21 protein-coding genes are annotated in these 21,385 nt (G+C 68.4%); 12 read left to right on the forward strand and 9 right to left on the reverse strand.

Features of this window, described 5'->3' with window-relative positions:
• The first annotated feature begins 407 nt into the window (after window positions 1-407).
• The gene (locus tag VKV26_22010) at window positions 408-1,043 is read left to right on the forward strand and encodes a hypothetical protein (protein ID HLZ72591.1); all 636 of its coding nucleotides are present in this window, start codon (window positions 408-410) and stop codon (window positions 1,041-1,043) included.
• 83 nt (window positions 1,044-1,126) lie between these two features.
• Here the strand turns inward: VKV26_22010 and VKV26_22015 are convergent, their stop codons facing one another.
• From VKV26_22015 to VKV26_22045, 7 genes are all read right to left on the reverse strand, one after another.
• Entirely contained in the window at window positions 1,127-2,563 is a 1,437-nt protein-coding gene (locus VKV26_22015; protein HLZ72592.1) for a Mur ligase family protein, read from the reverse strand.
• A 10-nt stretch (window positions 2,564-2,573) separates the two neighbouring features.
• The gene (locus tag VKV26_22020) at window positions 2,574-3,581 is read right to left on the reverse strand and encodes a tetratricopeptide repeat protein (GenBank protein HLZ72593.1); all 1,008 of its coding nucleotides are present in this window, start codon (window positions 3,579-3,581) and stop codon (window positions 2,574-2,576) included.
• Window positions 3,581-4,684, reverse strand: a complete 1,104-nt coding sequence (locus tag VKV26_22025) for a VWA domain-containing protein (GenBank protein HLZ72594.1) — start codon at window positions 4,682-4,684, stop codon at window positions 3,581-3,583. Before VKV26_22025 ends, VKV26_22020 begins: the two co-directional genes overlap by 1 nt.
• A 14-nt stretch (window positions 4,685-4,698) precedes the next feature.
• A complete protein-coding gene (locus tag VKV26_22030; protein HLZ72595.1) occupies window positions 4,699-5,658 on the reverse strand; it encodes a VWA domain-containing protein in 960 nt (319 codons plus the stop codon).
• Window positions 5,659-5,679: 21 nt separating this feature from the next.
• Window positions 5,680-6,651, reverse strand: coding sequence for a hypothetical protein (locus VKV26_22035; GenBank protein HLZ72596.1), 972 nt, complete (start codon window positions 6,649-6,651; stop codon window positions 5,680-5,682).
• The gene (locus VKV26_22040; GenBank protein HLZ72597.1) at window positions 6,648-7,577 is read right to left on the reverse strand and encodes a DUF58 domain-containing protein; all 930 of its coding nucleotides are present in this window, start codon (window positions 7,575-7,577) and stop codon (window positions 6,648-6,650) included. The genes VKV26_22035 and VKV26_22040 overlap by 4 nt, the downstream gene beginning before the upstream one ends.
• 84 nt (window positions 7,578-7,661) lie before the next feature.
• Window positions 7,662-8,669, reverse strand: a complete 1,008-nt coding sequence (locus VKV26_22045; GenBank protein ID HLZ72598.1) for a MoxR family ATPase — start codon at window positions 8,667-8,669, stop codon at window positions 7,662-7,664.
• A 238-nt stretch (window positions 8,670-8,907) separates the two neighbouring features.
• On the opposite strand from VKV26_22045, the gene VKV26_22050 reads away from it, so the two are divergent.
• Window positions 8,908-9,531, forward strand: coding sequence for a cyclase family protein (locus VKV26_22050; protein HLZ72599.1), 624 nt, complete (start codon window positions 8,908-8,910; stop codon window positions 9,529-9,531).
• 81 nt (window positions 9,532-9,612) lie between these two features.
• Here VKV26_22050 and VKV26_22055 read toward each other — a convergent pair whose 3' ends face one another.
• Window positions 9,613-10,206, reverse strand: coding sequence for an Hsp20/alpha crystallin family protein (locus VKV26_22055; protein ID HLZ72600.1), 594 nt, complete (start codon window positions 10,204-10,206; stop codon window positions 9,613-9,615).
• Between the two features lie 338 nt (window positions 10,207-10,544).
• Between VKV26_22055 and VKV26_22060 the strand changes: the two genes are divergently transcribed.
• From VKV26_22060 to VKV26_22105, 10 genes are all read left to right on the forward strand, one after another.
• Window positions 10,545-11,555, forward strand: coding sequence for a J domain-containing protein (locus VKV26_22060; protein HLZ72601.1), 1,011 nt, complete (start codon window positions 10,545-10,547; stop codon window positions 11,553-11,555).
• Window positions 11,556-11,675: 120 nt separating this feature from the next.
• Window positions 11,676-12,035: a helix-turn-helix transcriptional regulator gene (locus tag VKV26_22065; GenBank protein HLZ72602.1), complete on the forward strand. Its 360-nt coding sequence runs from the start codon at window positions 11,676-11,678 to the stop codon at window positions 12,033-12,035.
• A gap of 99 nt (window positions 12,036-12,134) precedes the next feature.
• Window positions 12,135-14,597: an AAA family ATPase gene (locus VKV26_22070; GenBank protein ID HLZ72603.1), complete on the forward strand. Its 2,463-nt coding sequence runs from the start codon at window positions 12,135-12,137 to the stop codon at window positions 14,595-14,597.
• A 226-nt stretch (window positions 14,598-14,823) separates the two neighbouring features.
• Window positions 14,824-15,402: a hypothetical protein gene (locus tag VKV26_22075; protein ID HLZ72604.1), complete on the forward strand. Its 579-nt coding sequence runs from the start codon at window positions 14,824-14,826 to the stop codon at window positions 15,400-15,402.
• Between the two features lie 313 nt (window positions 15,403-15,715).
• On the forward strand, window positions 15,716-16,177 hold the full coding sequence (locus VKV26_22080) for a twin-arginine translocation signal domain-containing protein (protein HLZ72605.1): 462 nt from the start codon (window positions 15,716-15,718) through the stop codon (window positions 16,175-16,177).
• Window positions 16,178-16,198: 21 nt separating this feature from the next.
• Window positions 16,199-16,648 (forward strand): hypothetical protein, encoded by a 450-nt coding sequence (locus VKV26_22085; GenBank protein HLZ72606.1) that lies wholly within the window; start codon window positions 16,199-16,201, stop codon window positions 16,646-16,648.
• Between the two features lie 168 nt (window positions 16,649-16,816).
• Window positions 16,817-17,182, forward strand: coding sequence for a nitroreductase family deazaflavin-dependent oxidoreductase (locus VKV26_22090; GenBank protein ID HLZ72607.1), 366 nt, complete (start codon window positions 16,817-16,819; stop codon window positions 17,180-17,182).
• A gap of 317 nt (window positions 17,183-17,499) precedes the next feature.
• On the forward strand, window positions 17,500-17,865 hold the full coding sequence (locus VKV26_22095; protein HLZ72608.1) for a VOC family protein: 366 nt from the start codon (window positions 17,500-17,502) through the stop codon (window positions 17,863-17,865).
• A gap of 320 nt (window positions 17,866-18,185) precedes the next feature.
• The gene (locus VKV26_22100) at window positions 18,186-19,118 is read left to right on the forward strand and encodes a hypothetical protein (GenBank protein ID HLZ72609.1); all 933 of its coding nucleotides are present in this window, start codon (window positions 18,186-18,188) and stop codon (window positions 19,116-19,118) included.
• A 94-nt stretch (window positions 19,119-19,212) separates the two neighbouring features.
• Window positions 19,213-19,605, forward strand: coding sequence for a cupredoxin domain-containing protein (locus tag VKV26_22105; protein HLZ72610.1), 393 nt, complete (start codon window positions 19,213-19,215; stop codon window positions 19,603-19,605).
• Window positions 19,606-19,691: 86 nt separating this feature from the next.
• Here the strand turns inward: VKV26_22105 and VKV26_22110 are convergent, their stop codons facing one another.
• Window positions 19,692-21,194, reverse strand: coding sequence for a 4-hydroxyphenylacetate 3-hydroxylase N-terminal domain-containing protein (locus VKV26_22110; GenBank protein HLZ72611.1), 1,503 nt, complete (start codon window positions 21,192-21,194; stop codon window positions 19,692-19,694).
• Between the last annotated feature and the right edge of the window lie 191 nt (window positions 21,195-21,385).

The following is a 21,385-nucleotide window of genomic DNA, read 5'->3' on the forward strand; positions in this document are numbered from 1 at the left end:
GAGAGCTTCGCCCGCATGCGCTACGGCCACAAGGAGCTCTCGCCGGAGGAGCAGTCGCGCCTAGCGAGCAGTTGGGCACGGCTGCGCAACCGGCTGTTCAAACGGGTGCTGCGCATCAAATAGCCAGCGACCGAGGGCAGAGGAGTACGCCGGCCGGCGGAAGTAGCATTTCCGCCGGCCGGCGTACTCCTCTGCCCTCGTTTTGTTGTGTCAAGCGGGATATAATTGGTGCAGAGCCAATGCAACGTACGCGGACGGAACCGACCCGCGCGGTTAGCCAGGGAGGTCGAAAGCAGCGATGAAGGAGGGCGGTCATCGGGAGCACGCGCCGCCAGCGGGCCCTGCAGGCGGCTGAGCATGCGGCCCCGCGTACTGGTTACGTTTCTTGCAATTGGAGTCTGGTCATCATGCGTCGTCTTACATCAACCGTCGATCTGGCTTTGGGCAGCCTGTTCGCCATCGCCGCGATCTGCTTCGGCTTCGTCGGCTGGATCTCTGGCATCGCCTCAAACTCGGCGTCCAGTGCCTGGTATCTGGCCGCGCTGATCTTCGGCGTCATCTCCGGGGCTGTGCTGCTCGATGAACTGCGTACGAGCGAGCCGGTGGGCCGCTTTGACGCACTCATCGGCACCTTGTTGATGCTCGGCGCCCTCGGTCTTGGCACGGTCGGCTTTATCGCCAGGCTCGCCGACAACTCAACCGGCAACGTCTGGCTGATCAGCGGCATCATCTGCGCGGTCCTCTCGCTGACGGCGATGACGGATGAGCTGCAGCGTGTGCGCAGCGCCGCGGCCGGCGCCAGCAACAGCCTGGCCACGCTGGCGTTGCTGTGCGGCCTGCTCGGCTTCGGCCTGGGCGTGATCGGCTTCATCGCCGGCCTCGCCGGGAACAGCGCTGCCGATACCTGGCTATGGGGTGGCGTGGTCAGCAGCGTCATCGCCCTGGGCTGGACCTTTGAGGCCGAGCACCGCCATGTCGGCGTGGCGACCGAAAGCACCGGCCGTCCCTCGCCGTTCGGCGGCGCGCAGCCAATGCCGCAATAACGCCGGCGGCTGAGCGGCGTGCTCGATCACGGCGGACCGGCGCAGCGAGGTGGCTGCGCCGGTCCGCCGCGCGCTGGCCTGGGTTACGGCGCGACGCTCAGCGACGCCGCGGGCGGGTTGCTGCTGCCGCTGGCGAGAATCGCCTCGTCGGGCACCCAGAGGCGTCTCACCTCGCCCACCAGGTACAGCGAACCCGTGACGCAGATCAGATCGTCGGGACGTGCCTCCGCGAGTGCCATGCGCACGGCGGCTCCCGGGTCCGGCTCGCTGCGCGCCGGCACGCCGAGCCCTCGCGCCAGCGCCGCGATGCGCTCCGGGTCTGCGCCGGTCTTGCCCAGCACGTGCGGGACGCTGACGACGATCTGGCGGGCTTGGCCGACAAACGGTGCGATGATGCCGGTCGCGTCCTTGGTTGTCAACGCGCCGATCACCAGCACAAGGCGTCGATCGGGGAATATCTCGGCGAGCGAGGCGGCAAGGGCCGCGGCCTTCTGCGGGTTGTGGGCGCCATCCAGCAGCACGTCGGGATGGCGCTGAATCAGCTCCATGCGGCCGGGCAACCGCGCCGAACACAAACCCGCTCGCAACGCCTCGTCAGAGACGCGCTCGCGCGTCTCCTCCGCCGCAAGGAGCGCCGCCACGCTGAGCGCGGCATTGAACGCCTGATATCGGCCGATCATCCCCGACTCCAGGCCGTCGAGACGGCGCCCGCCGGGGCGATTCTCGCGGAAGTCGAACAGCACGCCTTGCTCCGTGCAGCGGCGGACCTCGTAGCCGAACTCGTGGCCAAGCCGCAGCAGCGGACTGCCGCGCAGCCGCGCCTCAACTTCCACCACCGCCAGCTCGGGGCCGGAAACGCCGGTGACCGCGGGCGTGCCGTTCTTGATGATGCCGGCCTTGTGATAGGCGACGTCCGCCAGCGTGGGACCGAGCGCCGTCAGATGATCGGGGCCGACCGTCGTGACCACCGAGACGATCGGCTGCAGGGTGTTCGTCCAGTCGAAGCGGCCGCCCGTGCTCACCTCGATCACCGCCGCGTCGACCCGCCGGCGCGCGAAGTAGAGATAGGTCAGCCCAACGGACAGCGCGGGATAGGGAAGATCGGACAGGGCGGCTGGATCGGCCCGCAACAGCTCGCGGAAGGATGCAACCAGCGTGGCGAAGTCGGAGGGTGTCACGTAGCGGCCGTCGATTTGCAACTTCTCGACCGTCGCCTGCAGGTAGGGCGTGGCGTGCACGCCGGTACGCAGGCCGGCGGCGTGCAGCACGGCGCCGAGGTAGGTGCAGACCGAGCCCTTGCCCGACGTACCCGTGACGTGCAGGGCGGCGAAGCGGCGATCGGGCCGGCCGAGGACGGTGAGCAGGCGCTCCATGCGGGCGAGTCGGAGCGGCCCTTCTTCCCGCCATAGCTCAGGCGTCTTCTGCGGCGCCGTGCCCGTAATCGGCCGGATGAAGCTTTCGAGCCAGGTGACGGCGTCCGTGTAGGCACGCAATTCGGGTTCGGCAATTGGGCGATTCACCGGCTGCGCCTTACTTGTCGGTGACGCCGGGCGGTGTGCGGCCGGCCTGTTGCGCCTGGGTAAGCTGCTCCTGTTGCGCGAGAATGTCGAGAATTTGCAGCGCCTGGTCGATGCTGGGCGCGATGTTGTACTGCGCAATCGCCGCCTGCAGCTCGCCTTGCAAGGCCCGCGCCTGCTGCTGCCGCGCGGCGCCGGCCGTGCCGGCGGCGCCGGGCTGACCGTTGCCGCTCGCCGGCTGGCCGGTCGGACTGCCTGGCTGGCCGTTCGCCCCCGGCTGCCCCTGCGCCGGCTGGCCGGACTGGCTGGGCTGCCCGGGGCCGCTCGGCTGCCCCTGGCCGGGCTGAGCTGCGCCGGGTTGGCCCTGTCCCGGCTGGGGCTGGCCCTGTCCCGCTTGGGGCTGGCCCTGCGACGGCTGTCCGCTCTGACTTGGCGGCTGACCCTGGCCGGCCTGCGGCTGGCCGTTCTGATTGCCCTGCTGATTCTGCTGATTCTGCTGGTTCTGTTGGTTCTGCTGCGCTTGCTGCTGGATCTGCGCGAGATTCGCCGCCTCCTTATCGAGTTGGGCCTGGATCACCTCGACGTTGTACTTGGCGTCGTGGTCGCCCGGATCGAGGCGCAGGGCGTGCTTGAACGCATCCAGCGCGTCGTGCAGCTTGCCCTGCCGGAAGTAGCTCTCGCCGGCGCTGTAGTAGGACCTGGCGGCGATGGCCGGGTCGGCGGCGTTGGCGGAACGTTGGGCTTCGCCGATCGCGCGCGTGAAATCGCCCTGCTGGAAGAGCGCGTTGCTGGCGTTGTAGGTGAGCGCCGGCAGGTCCGGACGCGCCACCTGTGCCTTGCGGTAGTCGTCGAGCGCCGGCTGATAGTCGCCGCGGGCGTACGCCTGATTCCCGTCGTCGTTCAATTTCTGCGCCGAGGGCCTGGCGCAGGCCATGCTCAGCAGCGCCAACGGCGCGGCGATGAGCAGCATGAGTCGCCGGGAAGGGCGCGGCCGGGTGGAAGCGATGCGTCGCGCAGCCATCAGTCGCCTCCCACGGCGCCGTCGAGGGGCGCCCGCGGCGCCGGCGCGGCGCGCCTGCGTGGCCAGGGCAGGGGCAGTGCCAGGGCCCGCCGGCGGCCGCGCGCGGCCGGGATCAGCAGCTCGAGCAGCAGCAGGCCGAGCCCAAGCGCCGCGACGAGCTGGAAGCGCTCGATCGGCACATCTCCCTCCCCACTGGCGAACTTCGTCTTCTCGAGACGGCCGATCTCATCCGCGATCTGCACGGCAAAATCGTCGGTGTTGCCATTATAGAAGTGCCCACGATTCTGCGCCGCGAGCTGCCGCAACGCCTCCGGGTCCGCCGTCGTCATCAGGTCGCCGCCTGTGTCGGGATCCTTGCGCGGCTCGAGCTGCCCGGTACGCGGATTCGGCGCCAGCACCTGCGCGGGCTGCGGCAGGCCCACGCCGATCGTGTCGAGCGCGATGCCCTCGCTCTGCACGAACTGCGCCGCCTGGGCCGCGTCGTCGCCCAGGTCTTCGCCGTCGCTGACGAGCACGACGGACTTGCTCCGGGTTCGATCGTCGGTGAAGCCGTCGCTTGCCTGCCGCAAGGCGGCGCCGATACTGGTGCCCGCCTGCAAGCCGCCGTCTTTGAAGGTGACGCTTTGCACGACGGCGTCCGCGGCCTCGGTGTCCTGGGTCAGCGGCGAGCGCAGGGCGGCGTCGCCGGCGAAGGTAACGACCCCGACCCGATCGCCCTGCAGATGGTCGATCAGGGCGGAGATCGCGCCTTTGGCGCGATCGAGGCGGGAGGGCTGCACGTCGGTCGCGCTCATGCTCAACGAAACATCGAGCGCGATCAGCACGTCGGTGCCCTGCCGCTCAAACAGCGTCCGCTGCGTGCCGACCTGCGGCCGTGCCAGCGCCAATGCGAGCAGCGCGACGGCCGCGACCAGCAGCGCGGCCTTGAGCTGCCGGCGGCGCGGACTCACTGAGGCGGCGCGCAGCACGGCCGGGCCGCTGCCGCGGTACTGCTGCTCGGCGCGCCGCTGCCGCCGCGCGACCCAGAGGTACAGCGCCGCGGCCGCCGCCCCGAGCAGAACCAGCGGCAGGAGCTGCGGCGCCCCGAATCCGAGATACAGCATGGCTCTCCGCGTCCTTATGGAACCCGACGAAACAGCGTGGCGCCCAGTCCTGCCTCCAGCACTAGCAGACCCAGCGCCGGCAGGAGGAAGACGCCGAAGAGTTCGTCGTAGCTGGTGTAATGGTTCCGCTCGAGTTGTGAGGTCTCCAGCCTGCTGATCGTTTGAAAGATGTGCTGGAGTTGACTCTCGGTCTGCGCGCGCCCGTAGAAGCCGCCCGTCGACTTGGCCCACTGCTGCATCGCTCGCTCATCGACCTGCGTGGTGGCCGGCGTCTCGTTCTGCGCCAGCATGCCGATCGTGTACAGCTTCATGTTGAGCGACCTGGCAAAGTCGACCGCCTGTTCGGGCTCCAGCCGATGCTGGTTGTTCTCGCCGTCGGTGGCCAGGATGATCACCTTGCTCTTCGACGTCGAGCCGCGCAGCAGATTGATCGCGTCGGCCACGCCCAGGCCGATCGCCGTGCCGTCCGGCAAGAGGCCGTTCTTCACCTGGTCGATCTGCTGCTCCAGCGCGTGGTAGTCATTCGTGAGCGGGCTGACGACACGGCTCTCGCTCTCGAAGACGACGAGGCCCACGCGGTCGTTCTTGCGCTGTGCGACGAACTGCTTGATCGCCTGCTTCGCGCCATCGAGCTTGCTGCCGGAACTCAATCCGGGGTCGAGCATCGAGCCCGACAGATCGAGGGCGATCACGATGTCGATGCCGCGCGTGGGAATCTTGGCGCTGGCGCGGCCGACCTGGGGCCGGGCGAGCGCCAGCACCAGCAGGACGGCGGCGACAATGCGCAGCAACGTGAGCGTCCAGCGGTAGCGGATGCGCCACGAGGGCCGCACCGGGCGCAGGCTGCTGACGCTGGAAATGATCAGGGCGCCGCCGCGCCGCCGGGAGCGACGCGAGATCAACCACGCGGCCGCCACCAGTGCAAGCAGCCCCAGCATCCACGGGCTGTCGAGGCGGTACGCCGAATCGAACACCGCGCCGTTCCTCCCGCGCGCTTACACGGCCTCGGCGGGCTGCCGCGCGGCCGTCAGCCCTTCGGTTGCGTCGATGATCTCATATGCCATCGCGGTGTCTGCCTCGATGCGCGGCGGCGCGGGAACGTAGCGGGCGTAGGCCACGGCGTCGCACTCGCTCAGCAGGCCGGAGATCAGCCGCGCCGGCCAGCGCTCGACTCCGAACGTTTCCATGCGCCCGCTCAACTCACCGCTGGTGAGCGCCACGGCGGGAAAGCCGAAACGCTCGGTCAGGTAACGGCGGATGCAGACGGCGATCAGCCGGTAGTGATCGGCCAGCTCACCCTTCGGCACGAGACCGAGCGCCATGATGCGGTCCAGTTCCCTGCGGGCCAGCGCGGCCTGTGACGGCGCCGGCAACGGTGCGACGCGGCCGTGCCGGCGCCAGAGCCAAACGCCGCCGGCCGCAACCAGCGCCAACGCGGCAGCGATGCCGGCGATGCCGGCCAGCCAGATCAACTGTTGCGACGCCGGAATGGGCAGGGACACCTGCGGCTTCAGGCCCTGGATCTCGGTCGGCGTGGCGCCGGCCGGCAGCACGCTCTGTACCGTGATCGGCTGCGGGCCCTTCGACTGCACCTGGCCGCTGCTGCCGTCGGGCAATGTATACGTGAAGGTGAGCTGCGGCAGGTTCACCACGCCCGTGTGATAGGCGGCGACGCGGTACTGTAGGCGCAGCTCCTGCGCCCCGTTCACCGCGCGATCCTGGGGCGGCTCAGAGCTAAGCGGCTCCAGATCACCGAGCTGGTCGTCGATCGAGGTGGTGCGGATCTGCACATCCGGCGCATGGCGCACCACGACCGTGAGCCCGATCGGATCGCCCACGGTAACCCGGCTGCGATCGAGCGTGACGGTGACCACGGGCGTAAGATCCTGGGCTCGCAGCGAGCGCCCGCTCACGCACGCGGCAAGCAGCGCCAGCATGACCGCCAGTGCGGCCGACGCTTTGCTCATCCCGCGGCCCGCCTTCGCGGCGCGCCAGAGCGGGCACGGAAGAACGCCATCAGCGGCTCGATGTAGGAACTGCCGGTGCCGATCTCGATCGCATCGACACCGTTCTGGCGGAAGAGACGGGCGCGCTCGCGCCGCGCCTGGTCGGCCTGATCGCGGTAGGCCGCCCGTACCTTCGCATCTGAGGTATCCACGACTACGGTCTGCCCGCTTTCCGCGTCCTCAAGCTCGACGATGCCGACGTCGGGCAGCTCCAGCTCGCGTGGATCGGTCAGCGCGATCGCCACCAGGTCGTGGCGACGGGCAAGCACCCGCAAGGCTGTCTGATAGTCACCGACATCGACAAAGTCGGAGATCACGAAGACGACGGCCCGCCGGCTTAGCATCGTGCTGGCGTAATCGAGCACCGTGGCGAGGCGTGTGCCGCGGCCCGCCGGCTCCAGCGTCAGCAGCTCGCGCACCAGCCGCAGGACGTGGCGCTGGCCCTTGGCCGGCGCCACGTATTTTTCCACCCGATCGCTGAACGCGACCAGACCGACGCGGTCCTGGTTGTTGATCGCCGAGAGCGCCAGCAGGGCGGCGATCTCGGCCGCGACCTCGCGCTTGGTCTGCGGCACGGTGCCGAAGGCGCCGGAGGCGCTGACGTCGACCAGCAGCAACACCGTCAGCTCGCGCTCTTCGACGAACTTCTTGACGAAGGGTGCGTTGAGCCGCGCCGTCACGTTCCAGTCGATGCTGCGCACCTCATCGCCGGGCACGTACTCGCGCACTTCGGAGAACTCGATGCCGCGGCCGCGGAAGACGGCATGGTACTCGCCCAAAAACAGGCTGTTGACCAGCCGGCGCGAGCGGATCTCGATCCGCCGCACTTTTTTCAGCAGCTCGGGCCGCAGGGCGCCGCTCGCGCCGGTTGTTGGTTCGTCCGCCACCACTCCACCCCGGAACGGACAGCCGGCGGCGGGCGCCGGGTGCAGGACGGCCCCGGCACGCCATGCCGCCGTGCGCCATGCGTACTACGGAACCTCGACGCCGGCGAGCACGCGGGCGATGATCTCGTCCGTGGTAATCTCCTCGGCCTCGGCCTCGTAGGTGATGACCATGCGGTGCCGCAGCACATCGGGCGCGATCGCCTTGATATCGTCGGGCGTCACGTAGCTGCGGCCATCCACGAAGCTGTGCGCCTGCGCCGCCTGCGCCAGGAAGATCGTGGCGCGCGGCGAGGCGCCGAAGGCGATGAACGGCGCCAGCGACTCCATGCGGAACGCCTTGGGCCGGCGCGTGGCCGACACGATCTGGATCAGGTAATCCTTCAGCCGATCGTCGATGTACACGTCGCGCACGGTTTCGCGCGCGGTGAGGATCGCCTCGGGCGAGACAATGCGGCGCACGTCGGCTACGTGTCCACTGATGCCACGGTCGAGGATCACGCGCTCCTCCAGCCGGCTGGGGTAGGTGATCACGGCCTTCAGCATGAAGCGGTCAAGTTGCGCCTCGGGCAGCGGGTAGGTGCCTTCCTGTTCGATCGGGTTCTGCGTCGCCAGCACCATAAACGGCTCGGGCAGCGGAAACGTCTCGCCGCCGATGCTCACCTGCCGCTCCTGCATCGATTCCAGCAGCGCCGACTGCACCTTGGCCGGCGAGCGATTGATCTCGTCGGCCAGCACGATATTGGCGAAGACGGGCCCCTGGCGCACGGTGAACTCGGCCGTGTGCTGGTTGTAGATCGTCGTACCGGTCAGGTCGGCCGGCAGCATGTCCGGCGTGAACTGCACACGCACGAAGCTGAGCTGCAACGCGTCGGAGAGCGTCTTCACGGCCAGCGTCTTCGCCAGGCCGGGCACGCCCTCGATCAAAATGTGGTTGCTGGTGAGCAGGCCGATCAGCAGGCGGCTGATCAGCGCCTCCTGCCCGACGATCACCTTGCCGACCTCCGCCCGCACCTCGGTCAGGAAGCGGCTGTGCTCACGCACCCGCTCGTTCAGGTTGGCCGCATCGCGGTCCCGCGCCGTGTCCTGAACCATTGCACCCCCACCGTCCCCACGCATCACCATCGCGGTCCGCCGCGCCTCGGGCGGCGAAGTTGCTCCATCATACGCCGAAGCGGCGATCAAACATAAGGGACGATTGGTCGTTGACGGCCGCCGGCGGTATGCTCCGGCTGCGGCAGCCCGCTCCACGCCTGCTGGACGGCGGGCACCGGGTGGCCGGCAGGCTGTCCGAAGCGGCGACTGCAGGACTGGCGCACGATTGGAAGCGAACATGCGCTGGCTTGACGTGACGCGGCCGATCGCGCCCGGCATGGCCGTCTATGCGGGCGACCCGCCGGTGGAGCTGCGGCCATGGACCGAGCTGGGCGGAGGCGCCGACTTTGCCGTCACCGCGCTCGCGCTGGGCACGCACACCGGCACCCACGTCGATGCGCCGGCCCACTGCTTTGCCGGCGGCGCGGGCGTAGACGCGCTGTCGCTTGATCTGCTGTGCGGGACGGCCTTCGTCCTCGACCTTGCCGAACAGGCTGGGGACCGTGCGGAATTCTCTGCCGACGTGCTGAACGAGTTGCCGCGCGGCTGCAAGCGACTGCTGTTGCGCACCTACGACGGTGGGGCGTGGGAGGGCGGCATGTTGCCCGATGCCGGGCTGAGCGGGCAGGATGCCTCGCGGCTGATCGAGCGCGGCGTCCGTCTCGTCGGCATCGACCGGCTCTCGATCGCGCAGGCCCGCCCGCTGCCCGTGCATCGCCTGCTGCTCGGCGCCGGCGTCATCATCCTCGAAGGTCTCGACCTGAGCGCCGCGCCGGCAGGGCCATGCGAGCTGTTCTGCCTGCCGCTGAAGCTGGCAGGGGCAGACGGAGCGCCGGCGCGGGTCTTGTTGCGCTACCGCTGAACGGGCTCCCGCGGCGCGTGCAGCCAGATGCCCTCTCGCCGCGCTGCGGCGAGAGGGCAGGCAGAATCGCTCGGCGGCTGCCTAGGTCCGATTGCCCGTCGTCCGGGGCTGCTCGGTCCGCGAGCCGTTGCCGCTCGTCGGCGTCTGACCGCCGCCGGGCCGTGGGTGGCCGCCGCCCTCGATCGCCGGCTTCGAGGCTACCTCGATCGGCTGGCCTTTGCCGCCCTTCACCGGAATCTGGCGGGTGCGGGACGCCTCCTCCTTGGGCAGCGTCAGCTTCAACATGCCGTTCTCGAACGACGCCTCGGCCTTCTCGGCGTCTACGCGCGAGGGCAGCGTCATGCTGCGCACGTAGCGGCCGTAGCGGTGCTCCTGGTGATGCACGGTGCCCTTCTGACCCTGGCCGTGCTCTTCCTCGCTGTGCATCTCGCCCTGGATCACAAGTTGATTGCCCTGCACGGTGATGTTGATGTCTTCCGGCTTCACGCCGGGCATCGACGCCTTCACGATCAGGTTTTCGTCGTGCTCGGTGATGTCGATCGGCATCGGCATGCCGCTGCTGTGCTCGCGGCCGCCGACCCAGCCTGGGCGCACCCAGGCGTCTTCGAAGAGCCGGTCCATCGCCATGCGCAGCGACTGCATGTCGCCGTACGGATCCCATCTCTGCATCGTCATGACCTTGTTCCCTCGTTGGCCGGCCGGCTGCTGGAAGCCGTCGCGCGCGCGGCGCCTCAAAGGACGAGGCGGCCCGTTGCCGGTCTGGCCTCGGTTGATCTTGCTTCTGCAACGGGCTGGCGGCAGGGAAACCAGGAGACCGCTAGCCGCCCTGGCCCGCGCTGCCGGCGGCCGCGCGTACCGCCGGTTTGCCTCTCCAGCCTGCATCCGGCGTACGGTATTGTCAATAGGGCTGAGTGTGGTATTATCAGGTTGTCGCTTGTGGCGATACTCAATTCGGCTCATGCCGAGGCGGCCGGCGGCCCGCAAAGCTGCCGCCGCGTCAGGAAGTCGCAGGGATGGCAGGCAAGAACTACTACGACGTGCTGGGCGTGAAGCGTGACGCCTCCGAGAAGGAGGTGCGCCAGGCCTACCGCAAGCTCGCGCGTAAATACCACCCGGACGTGAACCCCGGCGACAAGACCGCCGAGGCGAAGTTCAAAGAGATCAACGCGGCGCAGGAGGTACTGCTCGACGCCGAGAAGCGCCGCAAGTACGACAAGTACGGCGACAAGTGGGAGTACGCCGACCAGATCGAGGAGCAGCAGCGCAAGGCGCAGAGCGCCGGCGATTTCTTCCGCACCGCCTCGCGCGGCGGCGGCTTCAAGATGCCCGACCTTGACAACGAAGGCGGGCTGGGCGACATCTTCGGCAACATCTTCCGCGGCGGCAGCCGCAAGCCCGCGGCGCGCAAGGGCGAGCACCTCGAGCACGCGATGGACGTGTCGCTGGAGGAAGCCTACACCGGCACCGTGCGCACGCTCTCGATTCAGATCACCGAACCGTGTGTCGGCTGCAACGGCACCGGCCTCGCCGGCAACGCGATCTGCGCCGTCTGCGAGGGTGCCGGCAGCGTCAGCAAGCCGCGCCGCATCGAAGTCAAGATTCCGGCCGGCGTCAAGACCGGCTCGCGCGTGCGCATCGCGGGCGAGGGCCAGCCGGGCACGGGCGGCGCGCCCAAGGGCGACCTCTACCTGAAGATCACGGTGCTGCCCAACGAGCGCTTCGAGCGCAACGGCGACGACCTGATCGAGGAGACGCCCGTGCCGCTTTACGACGCGCTGTTGGGCGGGGAGGTGACCGTGGCCACCATGACGGGTCGCGTGGCGCTAAAGATCCCCGCCGGCACACAGAACGGCAAGAGCATCCGCCTCTCCGGCAAGGGCATGCCGAAGCTCGGCCAGAGCGGGCACGGCGATCTGTACGTCAAGGTGCGCGTGGTGCTGCCGAGCGAGCTGAGCGCCCGTGAGCGGCAGCTCTTCGAAGAGTTACGCGAGCTGCGTCAGCCCGCCGCGGCGCGCACCGCGTAGCCACACATTCATCCGGCCGAGCCACACATGACCGAGGCCGGCCAAAAGGCACGCCCCAGCGCCTTCACGCACGCGGCGCAAGGCAGGCGCCGAGACGGTGTGAAGGAAGGAGGAATCCCGGTGAACGAGGATGCAATCCGGGAAGACGATCCCTGTTATGTGATCAGCATCGCCGCCCGCATGGTCGGCATGCATCAGCAAACCCTGCGCTATTACGAGCGGGTCGGGCTGATCGAACCGTCGCGCTCGCGCGGCAACATCCGCCTCTACTCGCCTTCCGACATCAGCCGCCTGCGGCAGATTCAGCGTCTGATCAGCGACCTCGGCGTCAACCTGGCCGGCGTGGAAGTGATCATGCGCATGAACCAGCACCTGCTGGATGCCGAGCGCGAGCTCGAAGCGCTCCGCGCCGAAGTGGAGCAGTGCCGTGCCAATCACTGGCAGGCGCAGCTCCCCGCGGCACGAGCGGGCCGGGCGTAGACCGCAGGCTAACCCGGCGGGCGCGCTGCCCACGCTCCCATAGTATCCCAGTCGCAGCCGGCAGTGGCCGGACTGCCAGCGAGGAACCGATTCCCCATGATGAGACAAGACCGATTTACCGAGCAGGCCCAGGAGGTTCTGGGCGCCTCGCAGGAGATGATGCGCCAGCAACGCCACACCCAGTGGGACGTCGAGCACGTGTTGCTCGCCCTCGTGCAGCGTGAGGGCGGACTGGCGCAGGCGATCCTCGAACGACTGAACGTGCCGCTGCCCGTGCTGCGCGAGCGGCTGGAGACGCACCTCAACCAGTCACCGAAATCCGCGTATCCCGTGGTGCAGCCCTACGTGACGCCGCGCCTCGTGCGCATGCTCGAAACTGCCGATGCCGAGGCCAACCGGCTGAAGGACGAATACATCGGCGTCGAGCACCTGCTGATCGCGATCGCCGACGAGCGCGAGGGCGAGTCCAGCCGCGTGCTCAAAGCCTTCAACGTCGATAAGGAGCGCATCTACCATGCGTTGCAGGAGATTCGCGGCAAGCGCCGCGTCGACAGCCCGCGCGCAGAGAACAGCTACCAGGCGCTGAACAAGTACAGCACCGACCTGACGCAGCTCGCCCGCGACGGCAAGCTCGACCCGGTGATCGGCCGCGACACCGAGATCCGCCGCGTGATGCAGATCCTCAACCGGCGCACCAAGAACAACCCGGTGATCATCGGCGAGGCCGGCGTCGGCAAGACGGCGATCGTCGAGGGGCTGGCGCAGAAGATCGTCGTCGGCGACGTGCCCGAAAACCTGCGCGACCGGCGCCTGCTGGCGCTGGACATGGGCGCGCTGGTCGCCGGCTCGCGCTTCCGCGGTGAGTTCGAGGAGCGGCTGCAGGCCGTGATGAACGAGGTACGGCAGGCCGAGGGCGAAGTGGTGCTGTTCATCGACGAGCTGCACACCGTCGTCGGCGCCGGCGCGGCCGAGGGCTCGATCGACGCCAGCAACATGATGAAGCCGGCGCTGGCCCGCGGCGAGCTGCGTGCGATCGGCGCCACGACGCTGGACGAGTACCGCCAGTACATCGAGCGCGACCCGGCGTTAGAGCGCCGCTTCGCCCCGGTCTACGTAGACGAGCCGAGCGTCGAGGAGACGATCGAGATCCTCAAGGGTCTGCGCCCGCGCTACGAAGAGCACCACAAGGTGCAGATCAGCGATGCGGCCCTTGAGGCGGCGGCGCAGCTCTCCGACCGCTACATCACCGAGCGCTTCCTTCCCGATAAGGCGATCGACCTGATCGACGAGGCGGCCAGCAAGCACGTGATCGACGCGGAAAGCCTCTCGCCGGAGCTGCAGCAGATGCAGCAGCAGCTCAACGAGCTGAACCGCGAAACCGAGTCGGCCGCGCAGCGCGAGGACTACGAGGCCGCGGCCCGGATCAAGAGCGACCTGCTCAAGCTGCAGGTAGACTACCGCGCCGCCAAGGAGCGCTGGGAGGCGGAGCGGCCGCGCAAAGACGTGGTGGACGAGGCCGACATCGCCGCGCTGGTCGGCAGCATCACCGGCATTCCGGTCAGCCGTATGCTCGAAGGCGAAGCGGACAAGCTGCTGCAGATGGAGGAGCGGCTGCACGACCGCGTGATTGGCCAGGACGCCGCGATCGGCGTGCTGAGCGACGCGATCCGCCGTGCCCGCGCCGGGCTGAAGGACCCGCGCCGGCCGATCGGCAGCTTCATCTTCCTCGGACCCACCGGCGTCGGCAAGACGGAGCTGGCGAAGGCGCTGGCCGAATTCCTCTTCGACGACGTGGACGCGCTGATCCGTGTCGATATGTCGGAGTTCCAGGAGCGGCACACCGTCTCCCGCCTGATCGGGGCGCCTCCCGGCTACGTCGGCTACGACGAGGGCGGCGGCCTGACCGAGGCCGTGCGCCGGCGGCCGTACCGGGTGATCCTCTTCGACGAGATCGAGAAGGCGCACCCCGACGTGTTCAACACGCTGCTGCAGGTGCTGGACGACGGCCGGCTGACGGACGGCCACGGGCGCACCGTGGACTTCCGCAACACCGTGATCATCATGACCAGCAACCTGGGCACGGCCGAGATGCAGCGCCAGAGCCTGGGCTTCCTCACCGGCCGCACCCAATCGCACTCAGAGCGCCAGCGGCTGGAGTCGGCGGCGCAGCGGGCGCTGCGCGAGACGTTCCGGCCCGAGTTCCTCAACCGGATCGACGAGATCATCGTCTTCGAGCCGCTGACGGAGCCCGAGCTGGAGCAGATCGTGACGCTGCTGGTGGACGACCTGCTCGGCCGGCTGACGGAGCGCGGCATCACCGTGCACCTGAGCGAGGCGGCGCGCAAGGCACTGGTGAAGGAGGGCTACGACCCGAACTTCGGCGCGAGGCCGCTGCGGCGCGTGGTGCAGCGGCGGATCGAGAACCCGCTGGCGAAGCGCGTGCTGAGCAGCGAGATCGCGCCCGGCAGCGAAGTCGACGTGGACGCGAACGAGGCGGGCGAGTACACCTTCTCACCCGCCCGGACGGCTCCGCGCGAAGCCGAGCCGGCCCACGTGGCGTAGACGAGGCTGGCCTCACCCTCTGCCCCCTCTCCAGCACGGCTGGAGAGGGGGTTCTTCGTCCGGCGGCCTCACCGCGTGAGCGCTCCGCTCCCGGATTTCCGCTTCCTCCGATTGGTTGCGGGCAGGCGCCTGCGCGGGCTAGCGGCAGGCGCGGCGAGCGCGGCATGATTGGCGCGCGGGCGCGGCGATGGCAAAGGCGCCGCGACTCCGGCAGAGGGGGTCTCTGATGATTGAGCAAAAAGAGCCGGTCGAGCTCGAAGCATCGCTGGATCCGGCGGCGCCCGCCGCGGCGCGGCCGGGCACACCGCAATGGCTCGCCCATCTCTACGAAGCGCACATCGTACGCCGCGGCCGCGAGGAACGCTTCCTGATCGCCGCGAGCTTTCTCACGGCATTCGTGATCGTACGCTTCATCACGCACAGCATCCACGCCCATCGCTTCCAGCGCTTTCTGCGCAACTTCTCGGCCGGCGGCGGCGTACATCTGCACCACCTGGTCTTCGGCATCGTCGGACTGCTCTTCGGCGGGCACGTCGCCATCGGCTTCCGGCCGCAACGACAGGCGGTGCGGCGGCCGCTGGCGATCCTGTTTGGCACAAGCGCGGCGTTGACGATGGACGAGTTCGCTCTCTGGCTGAACCTGCAGGACGTGTACTGGGCCAGGCAGGGCCGTGAAAGCGTGGACGCCGCGATCGTGACCGGCGGGGTGGCCGTGCTCGCCTCGGCGGGACACGGGCTCTTCCGCGCCATGGGCCAGGACATGGCGCTGCTCTGGCGCGATGCCGCGAGCCGGCGCCGGCAGTAGCCGGCCTCGGTCTCACCCCCCAACAGGCCGAGCGATCGGGGGCCGGGTAGATCGGGGCCGATGGGGATTCCGTGCTTCCAGCCACGCCGCGCGGGAGCGTGCGCGACGTGTTGGCGACGCCGCGGTAGATTCCACCCTGCCGATCGTTGGCAAGATCACGGCCGCAGAAGCTAAACGGTTGCAAGACGAGTGCGGAGCGATCATAATGACGCATCCACTATCCATCGTTGCGGACTGAAGTAGAAGGGAGTCATCCGCTCCAGCAACATCTGGATTCATGTCTCGACAGGACGGTGTTTAGTAGGAGGTCGGTATGTCGTTCGCTGACCCGAGGCTTACGCTCCTGACACACCAGCCGCACGTACACCGGCACGGGCTCTCGCGGCGGCAGTTCCTGGGCATGACGGCCGGCGCCACCGGCCAGGCTCTGGGAGCAGAGCTGATCTGGCCGCGCGTCGCGCACGCCGACCCACCCGGCACGGGCACGCCCAACCCCATTCTCGGCGGCATCAAGCCGCTCGCCTTCGCGCCCAACGTCGTGTTCCACGTTTTCCCGCCACCAGATACCGAGACCACGCCGTTTCCTGAGCCTTCGACAATCACCGACTTCAACGGCTTTGTGGGAATCTCGCACGTGAGCGGCCACGGCGTGGGGATCACCGGCGGCGGCGCGCCCGACGCGACGCTCACCTATGACATCGACAACCGCTTCATGACCGGGGAGTTCATCGGCGCCGACGGCAGACACCGCCAGGGCACGTTCGCCTTCCTCTGAATCGACATCTTCAAAGGGTCCGTGCAGACCCACGACTTCAATCCGGGCATCAGCGCCAATGGCTTGTTCTGGACGGTGCCGATTACCGACAGCGCCGTTGCTGTGCAACTCGGCGCCGGCACCGCCGAGATGCAGCTCAGCAACTTCGCGGTCTCGGACTACTTCAACATCGTCAATGCGCTCGTCCGCCAGGGCAACATCACCGGCGTCGGCCCGTTCGGACCGGACGACATTCCCGCGAAAGTCTCGTTCGATATAGTCTGGAGCGGACGTGGGGAGGCGGTTCACGTCAGCAACGCGGCCGCCGGCTTCGACGGGCAGTTCCTGCTCAACACGTCGGCCGTCGTCTCGCTCTCCTGCTCCGAGGCGGCATCCGGCGGCCAGCCAAGCTTTAGCTTCATGGCCACCGGCGCCTCGACCAACGAGTTTTCGCTCATTGGCCACGAGCGCAACGGCCGCTTCTTCCACTGACGCAGGCGCGCGGCCGGCGTGGCCTCTCCCCCTGCCCCCTCTCCAGTGTTCTGGAGAGGGGGTTGGCTATCACGTTGGAGCTGCCAGGGCGCCGCGCTTTTGACCGGCGGCGTTCGCGGTGGGACGATCGATACACCCCGCGAGGCGCGATCGCCCGGAAGCCGTGCAATGGCGGCCGCACCACATGCAGGCTGGCTTACCTCGCGACCGCCACGAGCGCTGCGCTGGGCGTTGCGGCTGCCCAGCACCCACTATCGCCTCCAGTTGGGCTGGCTGCTCGGCCACCGCTTTCTGTTGCTAACGCATCGCGGCCGGCGCACAGGGCGTGCACACCAGACCGTCTTGGAGTTCGTGTGCCACAAGAGACGGACCGATGAGTACATCGTGGCTGCTGGCTGGGGCGGGCGGGTCGGGCGGTATCGCAATCTGCTGGCGAACCCCGCCCTGGCGATCAGGATCGGCCGCAGGCACTTCACGCCGGTGCAACGCTTTCTCACTACCGCCGAGGTACAGGCGATCCTGCGTGGCTATTAGCGGCGTCATCCGCTCGCCGCCTGGCTGGTAGCCCGTCTCCCCGGCAAAGCCCATTGCGCAAGCGACACCGCAGCCGATGGTGGCGTTCCGGTCGCCGACGCGAGGCTAAGCTCCTAACCGCTGGCCTCGGTTCCCCTCGCGCCAACCGCGGGCGGAACGGCGCCCGCGCGCGTTCCGGATTGTGCCACCCCTTCGATCGGTCATACTGTCCCATCTGCCGGAGGCTCCAGCGGATTGACAGCCCGCGTATGGTGGTGAAAGCAGCGGTTCTGCGGACGCGTTGCCGTTTCGCAGGATGAGTGCGGCGGAGGCAGGTCATGAACATCACGCTCAACCACACGATCGTGCCGGCGCACGACAAGGTCGCCTCGGCCAACTGGTTCGCCGAGATCTTCGGACTGGAGTACAAGGGCGCCGCCGGCCACTTCGCGCCTGTGCAAGTCAACGACACGCTCACGCTCGACTTCGACAACGCCGAGCGTTTTGAGCCCCACCACTACGCCTTCCACGTTAGCGAAGAGGACTTCGACGCCATCTTCGGCCGGCTGAAGGTCAAGGGCGTCGCCTACGGCGCCGAGCCGTCGGCGCAGGACAACGGCCAGATCAATACGCGGCGCGGCGGTCGCGGCGTCTACTTCCGCGACGCCAACCGGCATAGCTGGGAGCTGCTCACGAGGCCGTAGGGGTCGAACCCTCGGTCGGCACGCTGCAGCGCGCGGCCGCTGCTGTATCTCACTGTGCGGCGGCTGCGCGGGCTCTCTCCTCGCGCGGATCTTGAACGCGCGAGCTCTCCCGGCGCGTGACGCACTTCACATGTAGTTGCATCCGCAACTTACCTCCCAGCGTAGCTCAACAGGAACCGTCGCGACGTTCCGCTTCTGCAGCCGCGGGGCGCGCCGTGCAGCGGGCCGGCTTCGAGCCCGCGTGACAGGGCGCGCCTCGCCATCAGCTTCCGCGAGCCGGCGGCCCTTGCCGGTCGCTGGTTCGCGACCAAGAGAGGACCATGAAGACACCCCGACACCTCAACCAACCGCCGCCCTTCGCGACCGCGCCGGAAGGCCGCCGCCTCACCCGGCGCTCCGCGCTCGGTCTTGGCCTTATCGCGGCCGCCGGCGGCGCGCTGCTTACCGCCGCGCCCGTTTCCGCCGCGCAGGCATTCCGTGGTGCTTCCAGGGCCACCGCCGTCGCGCCAACAGGCAAGACGGCAAGCAGCGCAAGCCCGGCGCAGGCCGCAGCGGCGAAGAGCCTTGTTCCCGGCTGGTACCGCGGCAACGCCGTGAAGTACTACGACTTCGGCACCAACACCAAGCTCGCAGGCGGCAATGTGCTCGCCGCCGCGCCGATCTACCTCTTCATCACCGGCATGAACGCCGACGGCACACCGAACGCGGTGAAGGGCCAGCACAACATCGTCGACCTGCTGCAGGGTCAGCCGGGCTACAGCGACCTGTGGCAGATCAATTTCGTGAGTGTGCCCGCATCCTACGCCGCCGACACGGCAAAGTCGCTTGACGAGATCACCGCGGCCGGCTTCGGCGTCGCGCCCGCGAACATGTTCGTGAACTGCCCGCTCGTGCCGCAGGACACGACGCTGGAGGACGGCAAGCAGCTCACCCAGGGCTGGTACGACGGCCAACCGGTCTTCTACCCGGACTTTGGCCTCAATCCGGATGCGAGCCTGCCGATCTATGCGTTGGTCAACGGCTTTGACGCCCAGGGCAACCCCCAGGCGGTGGCGGGCCAGAACAACATCATCGACTCGGTCCCGACCGACCAGGGGTACAGCGCCTTCTGGCGGGTGAACTTCGTCACCGTGCCCGCGGGCTACGTGGCGAACACCTTGCGCTCGGCGGCGGACGTCGTTGCTTCCGGCTTCCCGATCATGCAGTCCAACACGATCGTCAACTGTCCGGTGCGGGTCGAGAACTTCAACTGAGTGAGGCGTGCCTCACCCCGGCCAATGACGAACGGGCGCGCGGCCTGCACGGCGCAAGCAGGTCCGGGCCGCGCGCCCGCCACAGGAGCGTTTCATGTCCCGGTTGTTCCACCATTACCGGCCGGTCGCATTGCTGGCCCTGGCCGCGCTGACGCTGGCGCTGGCCTGGAGCGCCCCCGCGCGCCACGCCCGCGCCGACGACTCGGGCAACGGCGGCGTCAGCATCGTCGATTTCGCCTTCACACCCGGCGTGCTCACGGTCAACGCCGGCGCCACGGTCACCTGGACCAACACCGGTGACTCGGTCCACACCGTCACGTCGGGAGCGCCAGGCGACGACGATGCCGGCTCGCTCTTCGACTTCGGGCCGTTACAGTCGGGCGACACCGCCTCGTTTGAGTTCGATACACCCGGAACCTATACCTTGTTCTGCCGCATCCATCCCACGATGACCGAAACGATCATCGTCGGCGACGGCACGCAGTGACGTGTCCGCGCCGGCCGCCGCCCTCGCTCAGGAACGCGGCCGGGCGGCGGCCGGCGCTTAGCCGCACCGCGCGCCCCTTGCCGCGGCTACGATAGCTCGCCGTGCGGCAAGGGCTGGGCGCACAGTTCCTTGATGCGGTCCATCAACTCGGCTTGGTCGTAGGCGCGCAGCAGGTTGATGCGGTTGCGGTTCGGGTCGCCGCCGTGCCAGTACTCGTAGATCTCCTGGCGCATGCCGAACGACGAGGCGACCAGCTCGTGCGCGATGCGGAACAGACGCGACTTGTAGGCCACGTCCACGCCCTTGCCGCGCATGTACTGGTTCAAGTAGGGCCGCAGCTCGGCGTTCGCCAGGTCGTTCTCGCTGGGCTGCATAATCATGCCCGAACCGGCGATCTGCTTGAGCAGCTCGGCCATGCGCGACGAGGTCTGCGCGAACCAAACGGTCATACCCGGCCCTGGGCCCAGCACCCACTCGCCCTCCGCGTTTTGATAGGCGCGGTTCTCCATGCCGTCGATCGCGATGTCCCACATCGCGCAGTAGGTCGCCATCTCGCCCAGCTTGGCCGCCACCTCGCGGTACTCGTAGACACCGATCGCCTGGGCGATCAGCGTGGCGACCGCGGTGAACAGGCGCATGCGCACCTGGACGCGGCAGACGTTGGCATAGCCAAACGAGTTCAGGCCGGCGAAGGCCGCGGACTGCACCATGGGCGTCGACTCATACAACATGAACAGCCGGTCCCAGGGCACGAGCACGTCTTCGAAGAAGAGCATGCAGTCCTGCTCGTCCAGGTTCTGGAAGGGATGCCCCCACGAGCCGAGCCAGCGCGAGATCGGCTCGCGACAAAGGATCTTGAGGCCGGGCGAGTTGCTGGGAATGGAGAAGGCGAGCACGAAGCGCGGGTCGTTGCGCCGCATGAAGGTCTGTGAAAGCGAGACGTAGGTCTCGTTGCTGACGGCCGCCGCAGTGGCGAGCTGCTTGCCGCCGCGCACGATCACGCCCTCGGGCGTCTCGCGCACCACGTGCAGGGAGATCTCCTCGCTCTCCGGCGCCTGGCGCTGCTCGTTCTGCGGCTGCTCGCTGCGATCGACCTGCGGATCGCCGAGCGCGTGCGTGAGGAAGAGGTCGTTCTCGCGGCAGTAGCGCGCGTAGTTGACGGCGTTTTCTCCGAAGTCGCAGTGCGGGTTCTTGACGCTGCCCAACGCGTCGCGGCGCACGGCCAGCGAGGTGATGTACGGCGCCAGGATGTCGGGGCTGCGCCCGAGCTGGCCCCAGGTCTGCTGGCTCCAGATCTCGCTGTTGCGGCGCTTGCGCTGCAGGTCCGCGCGCGATTCCGGCACCAGCCAGGAGAGGCTGACGCGATTGCCCGAATCCGGCGAGACGTAGGTCATTCGCTCGCGCAGCTCCGCACTGGTCTGCAGGTCGTAGATGCGCGCCAGGTTGGCGACGAAGTCCTTGAAGGCCGGGTGCGAGGGCACGTCCGCGACCTTCTGCCCGTCGAGCCAGACCTCGCGGCCGTCGCGCAGGCTCTCGATGAAGCGGGCGCCGGTCATGGCGCCGTGGAACTGCTTTGTCTCGAGGACCATCTGCTGCGCTCCTCCACGCCGCGCGGCCGCGATTGCCGGCGCCGCGATGCCTCGCTTAGAGTAAGGGCGATCTGCCCGGCAGAATCAATGCAGCCTCCCGAAACGACAACTCACGAAACGTTATCGGTCGGCCAACTGGGTTGCACGGAGCGGATCGGCCGGGCGGAGGCGCCGCCGGGGAAGGTGCACGC

It is taken from the genome of Dehalococcoidia bacterium (assembly GCA_035310145.1).
Classification (GTDB): domain Bacteria; phylum Chloroflexota; class Dehalococcoidia; order CAUJGQ01; family CAUJGQ01; genus CALFMN01.